Raw genomic sequence first — 5,203 nt, 5'->3', positions numbered from 1 at the left:
GGCGCTCGGCGTGCTGCTCACCGGCATGGGCCGCGACGGCGCCGACGGCCTGCTGGCGATGCGCCGCGCCGGCCACGCCACCATCGCGCAGGACCAGGCCAGCAGCGCCGTCTACGGCATGCCGCGCGCGGCGGCCGAGCTGGGCGCGGCGCAACAGATCCTGCCGCTGGAACAGATCGGCGCCGCCCTGCGCGCCAAGGTGGGCGGCAAGACGGCATGACAGGCGGGACCGCGGCACCGAATCCATTCACCCCTAAGGAAAGCGCAACATGAGCACACAACTGGACAATGTCAGCGTCGTCAAGAAATCCAATCTGTATTTCGACGGCAAATGCGTCTCGCACACCGTCCTGTTCGCGGACGGCAGCAAGAAGACCGTCGGGGTGATCTTCCCTTCGGCGCTGACCTTCAACACGGGCGCGCCGGAAATCATGGAAGTGGTGGCGGGCAAATGCAAGGTGCGCCTGGCCGGCGCCACGGACTGGCAAGAGTACCAGGGCGGCCAGCGCTTCGAGGTGCCGGGCAACAGCCACTTCGACATCGAGACCGTGGAAACGCTGGACTACGTCTGCCACTTCGCTTAAGAAAGCGGCGCCGCCGTGGCGCGCGCGCCCGGCGGAGTTACACGAACACAGGTTCCGGCGCCAGCAGCACGCCATAGCGCGCCTGCACATCGCGCTGGATCGCCTGCGCCAGCCGCAGGATGTCGGCGCCGCTGGCGCCGCCGTTATTCACCAGCACCAGCGCCTGCTTCGGATACACGCCGGCCGGGCCCAGATTCCTGCCCTTCCAGCCGCACTGGTCGATCAACCAGCCGGCCGCCAGCTTTTCGCCGCCGTCGGCCTGGCTGTGGTGCACCAGCGCCGGATAGCGCTCCAGCAGGGCCAGGCACTCCGCGCGCGTCACCACGGGATTCTTGAAGAAGCTGCCGGCGTTGCCGATCAGCGCGGGATCGGGCAGCTTGCGCTGGCGGATCGCGATGACGGTGTCGGCCACCTGGCGCGCCGTCGGCGCGTCCACGCCCCGCTCGGCCAGCGCCTGCGCCAGTTCGGCGTAGCGCAGATTGGCCTGCCACGAGGTCGGCAGCGCGAACGTCACGTCGACGATCAGCCAGTCGCGGCCCTCGGCGTGCTTGAAGACGCTGTCGCGGTAGCCGAAGCGGCAAGCCTCCCGGTCCAGCGCGAACGTCGCGCCGCTGGCGCTGTCGAACACGGTCAGGCTATGGAAAACGTCCTTGATCTCGACCCCATAGGCGCCGATGTTCTGGATCGGCGCCGCGCCGACGGTGCCCGGTATCAGCGACAGGTTTTCCAGGCCGCCCAGGCCGCGCGCCAGCGTCCATTGCACAAAGGCGTGCCAGTTGACGCCGGCGCCGGCGCGCACGTAGTGGGCGTGCGCGTCGGCGCCGACCAGCTCCATGCCCGGCAAGGCCATGTGCAGCACCAGGCCGGCGTAGTCGCCGCCGAGGACGATATTGCTGCCGCCGCCCAGCACCAGGCGCGGCAGCGCCGCCAGCGCCGGCTCGGCCAGCACGGCGCGCAACTGGGCGAGCGACTCGATGCGCGCATAACATTGCGCACGAGCATCAATGCCGAAGCTGTTCAGGGTCTTGAGCGGGAAATTGTATTCGATGGCGAGGTCTGGGTGCATGGGATACCAAATATTTTGCTCGATTATAGTGCGAAACCCACAAAAAACCAGCGCCGCACGGGGGCGGCGCCACCGTTGTCCGTTAAAATGTCGCATCTTTAACGCGGCCGCGCCACTCGCAGGAGTTGCCCGCCGCCCCGCGCGCCGCAACTGCGCGCCCGCCACAATGAAAAGGAATGGACCATGCCCTCATTTGATGTAGTCTGCGAAGCCGATATGATCGAAGTGAAGAACGCGATCGAGCAAGCCAACAAGGAAATCTCGACCCGCTTCGACTTCAAGGGCAGCGACGCCCGCGTCGAGCAGAAGGAGAATGAGCTGACGGCCTTCGCCGACTCCGAATTCCAGCTCACCCAGGTGCGCGACGTGCTGACCAACAAGCTGACCAAGCGCAAGGTCGACGTGCGCTTCTTCGACGATGGCGACATCAAGAAAATCGGCGGCGACAAGATCAAGCAAATCATCAAGATCAAGAACGGCATCGAGACCGAGGACGCGAAGAAGATCACGCGCATCGTCAAGGACAGCAAGTTGAAGGTGCAGGCCAGCATCCAGGGCGAATCGGTGCGCATCACCGGCGCCAAGCGCGACGACCTGCAGGCGGCCATGGCGATGCTGCGCAAGGATGTCGACATGCCGCTGGAATTCAACAACTTCCGCGACTGAAGCGGCGTCCCTTCGGCGCCGTCCGCAGCGGCGGCGCCGGAGGGCCCCTTGCCCGCATAGGGTAGAATTGAGACTGTGCGAAGCGCGCGCGGCGCCGCCGCGGTTCAGCCGCCAAGGCGCCGGCGCACATCTGGCTCAGTGATAAACCACGGTAGTCTAAGGATAGCAATGAAACGTGTTGATGATTTCCGCCTGAAGTTCGGCAAAAAAGAATACGTGCCCATCATGATAGGCGGAATGGGCGTCGATATTTCGACCTCGGAGCTGGCGCTGGAAGCGGCCCGGCTGAACGGCATCGGGCATATCTCGGACGCGATGGTGGAGGATGTTTCCGACCGCCGCTTCGACACCACTTTCGTCAAAGACAAGACGAAACTGTACAAATTCAACATCAACAATACCGACAAGGCCGTGGTCCAGTTCGATCTGGGCCGCCTGGCCGAAGCGCAGCGCCTGCACATCGGCAAGACCATGGAGGCGAAAAAGGGCGATGGCCTGATCTTCGTCAACTGCATGGAGAAGCTGACCATGAACGGCCCGCGCGAAACGCTGCGCGTGCGCCTGAACGCGGCGCTCGACGCCGGCATCGACGGCATCACCCTGTCGGCCGGCCTGCACTTCGGCTCGTTCGCGCTGATGGCCGACCACCCGCGCTTCCGCGACGCCAAGCTCGGCATCATCGTTTCGTCGGTGCGCGCGCTGCAGATCTTCCTGCGCAAGAACGCCAAGCTGGACCGGCTGCCCGACTTCATCATCGTCGAAGGCCCGTTGGCCGGCGGCCACCTCGGTTTCGGCATGGACTGGGCCGACTACGACCTGATGACCATCACCAAGGAAGTGCTGGCCTATCTGGCGGCCGAGCAGCTGGCTATACCGCTGATCGCGGCCGGCGGCGTGTTCACCGGCAGCGACGCCGTCAGCTTCCTTGAAGCGGGCGCGGCCGGCGTGCAGGTGGCGACGCGCTTCACCATCACCCATGAGTGCGGCTTACCGGCCAAGGTCAAGCAGGAATACGTCAAGGCCAGCGAAGACGACATCATCGTCAACGGCGTCTCGCCGACCGGCTATCCGATGCGCATGCTCAAGAACACGCCGGCCATTGGCGCCGGCATCCGTCCCGGCTGCGAGTCCTATGGCTACCTGCTCGACGCGACCGGCAACTGCGCCTACATCAATTCCTATAACCGCGAAGTGGCGGCCCATCCGAACGAGAAAAACATCGTGGTGATGGACAAGACCTGCTTGTGCACCCACATGCGCAACTTCAATTGCTGGACTTGCGGCCACTACACCTACCGCCTGAAGGACACCACGCACAAGCTGGCGAACGGTGACTACCAGCTGCTGAGCGCCGAGCACGTGTTCAAGGATTACCAGTTCAGCGTCAACAACGACATCGCCCTGCCCGAAAAAGAACTCTGAGCGCGGCGGGCGATAAAAAAAGGCACGGTCTATGCAGACCGTGCCTTTTTTATTTGGGAGCCGGCGCTCAGCCTTCGTTGTTGATGCGCGCGATCAGGGCGGCCTGCACTTCTTCGGCGCGTTCATTGTCGACCTGGCAGGTACCCGCATTCTCATGGCCGCCGCCGCCGTATTCCAGCATCAGCGCGCCGATATTGGTTTTCGACGTGCGGTTCAGGATAGACTTGCCGGTGGCGAAGACGGTGTTCTGGTTCTTCAAGCCCCACAGCACGTGGATCGAGATATTCGTTTCGGGATACATGGCGTAGATGATGAAACGGTTGCCGGCGAAGATAGTCTCTTCGTTGCGCAGGTCGAGCACGACCAGGTTCTTGTGGACGGTGGCGCAGCGGCGGATCTGGTCCTTGCACTTTTCACTGTGCTCGAAATACAGGTCCTTGCGCTCCTTCACGTCCGGCATGTCCATGATCTGCGCGATCGTGTGGTTTTTGCAGGCGTCGATCAAGTCCATCATCTGATTGTAGTTCGAGATGCGGAATTCGCGGAAACGGCCCAGGCCGGTGCGCGCATCCATCAGGAAGTTCAGCAAGTCCCAGCCTTCAGGATTGAGCACTTCCTGCTCGTTGAAGCGGGCGGCGTCGCCCTTGTCGACGGCGGCCATCATCTCGCCCCAGGAGGCCGGGAAAGAGTCCGTGCCGCCATAGTAATCGTAGACCACGCGCGCGGCCGAGGGTGCCTCGGGATCGATGACGTGGTTGCTGCGCTCGCCGGTGTTGCGTATCGTTTCGGACAGGTGGTGGTCGAAGGCGATGTGGGCGCCGGCGACGAACGGCAAATTGGTGGTGATGTCGTTGTCGGTGATCGCAATCTTGCCGTCTTGCATGTCCTTCGGATGCACAAACAAGATGTCATCGATCATGTCCAGGTGCTTCAGCAGAACGGCGCAGACCAGTCCATCGAAGTCGCTGCGCGTTACAAGACGATATTTTTTTGCTTCTGACATGGGATACCTCAGTTGGATTGAACACTGATTAATGATACAACCCAATCCCATGCCTGCCCAGTAATAGTGTGGGCAAATTGCATTACGTCACATTTAGCTGCCGATTCAGCCGGGCAAACACCGGTTCGCGGTGGGTCAGCACGAAGTCGACGAACACCGGTTTCTTGACGGCCATGCGGATGGGCCAGGGGAGGAATTCGTAACAGTAGTCGGCCAGCCGGCGGACCGCCTCATCTCCGTGCGGCTCAGCCAGTCCGGCGAGCCGGGCGAGTATCGTACCGCGATGTTGATCCAATATTGTTTGCAGCGGCGCCAGGTCCATCGTAAGCGTCTGCCCAGTGACGTCTTGAGTGGGTTGGTAATTTGATCGATGATGGCGTCACACCGCTGGGAAGCGGCGTAATCTCAGAGAGCTGCTGGTAAGTTGCAGTTCCAAGGCAAGAATTCATCAACCCGGTTGAC

General features: G+C 62.5%; 7 protein-coding genes. 4 read left to right on the top strand and 3 right to left on the bottom strand.

The annotated features are described in order from the left end of the window. Positions 1-220 (top strand): chemotaxis protein CheB (locus tag Q0S71_RS15420; protein ID WP_295997410.1); only part of this gene is annotated, 220 nt, incomplete at its 5' end. A 49-nt stretch (positions 221-269) separates the two neighbouring features. Beyond that, complete coding sequence (locus tag Q0S71_RS15415) at positions 270-584, top strand: pyrimidine/purine nucleoside phosphorylase (protein WP_295997407.1); 315 nt, start codon at positions 270-272, stop codon at positions 582-584. Positions 585-621: 37 nt separating this feature from the next. On the opposite strand, the gene murB is transcribed toward Q0S71_RS15415, so the two are convergent. Next, complete coding sequence (murB, locus tag Q0S71_RS15410) at positions 622-1,650, bottom strand: UDP-N-acetylmuramate dehydrogenase (RefSeq protein ID WP_295997402.1); 1,029 nt, start codon at positions 1,648-1,650, stop codon at positions 622-624. A gap of 183 nt (positions 1,651-1,833) precedes the next feature. Here murB and Q0S71_RS15405 point away from each other — a divergent pair, with 183 nt between their 5' ends. Then, entirely contained in the window at positions 1,834-2,316 is a 483-nt protein-coding gene (locus Q0S71_RS15405) for a YajQ family cyclic di-GMP-binding protein (RefSeq protein ID WP_295997399.1), read from the top strand. 168 nt (positions 2,317-2,484) lie between these two features. Continuing rightward, positions 2,485-3,738 carry a nitronate monooxygenase gene (locus Q0S71_RS15400; RefSeq protein WP_295997395.1) on the top strand — a complete coding sequence of 418 codons (1,254 nt, stop codon included), beginning with the start codon at positions 2,485-2,487 and terminating at the stop codon, positions 3,736-3,738. A gap of 67 nt (positions 3,739-3,805) precedes the next feature. Here the strand turns inward: Q0S71_RS15400 and Q0S71_RS15395 are convergent, their stop codons facing one another. Together Q0S71_RS15395 and Q0S71_RS15390 are read right to left on the bottom strand one after the other, a co-directional pair. Then, positions 3,806-4,741 carry an exopolyphosphatase gene (locus tag Q0S71_RS15395; RefSeq protein ID WP_295997390.1) on the bottom strand — a complete coding sequence of 312 codons (936 nt, stop codon included), beginning with the start codon at positions 4,739-4,741 and terminating at the stop codon, positions 3,806-3,808. A gap of 82 nt (positions 4,742-4,823) precedes the next feature. Beyond that, positions 4,824-5,063 carry a hypothetical protein gene (locus tag Q0S71_RS15390; protein WP_295997387.1) on the bottom strand — a complete coding sequence of 80 codons (240 nt, stop codon included), beginning with the start codon at positions 5,061-5,063 and terminating at the stop codon, positions 4,824-4,826. Between the last annotated feature and the right edge of the window lie 140 nt (positions 5,064-5,203).

The sequence above is a fragment of the Rugamonas sp. genome (assembly GCF_025354735.1).
Taxonomy (GTDB): Bacteria; Pseudomonadota; Gammaproteobacteria; order Burkholderiales; family Burkholderiaceae_D; genus Rugamonas.
This window is presented reverse-complemented; position numbering and strand designations above follow the sequence as displayed.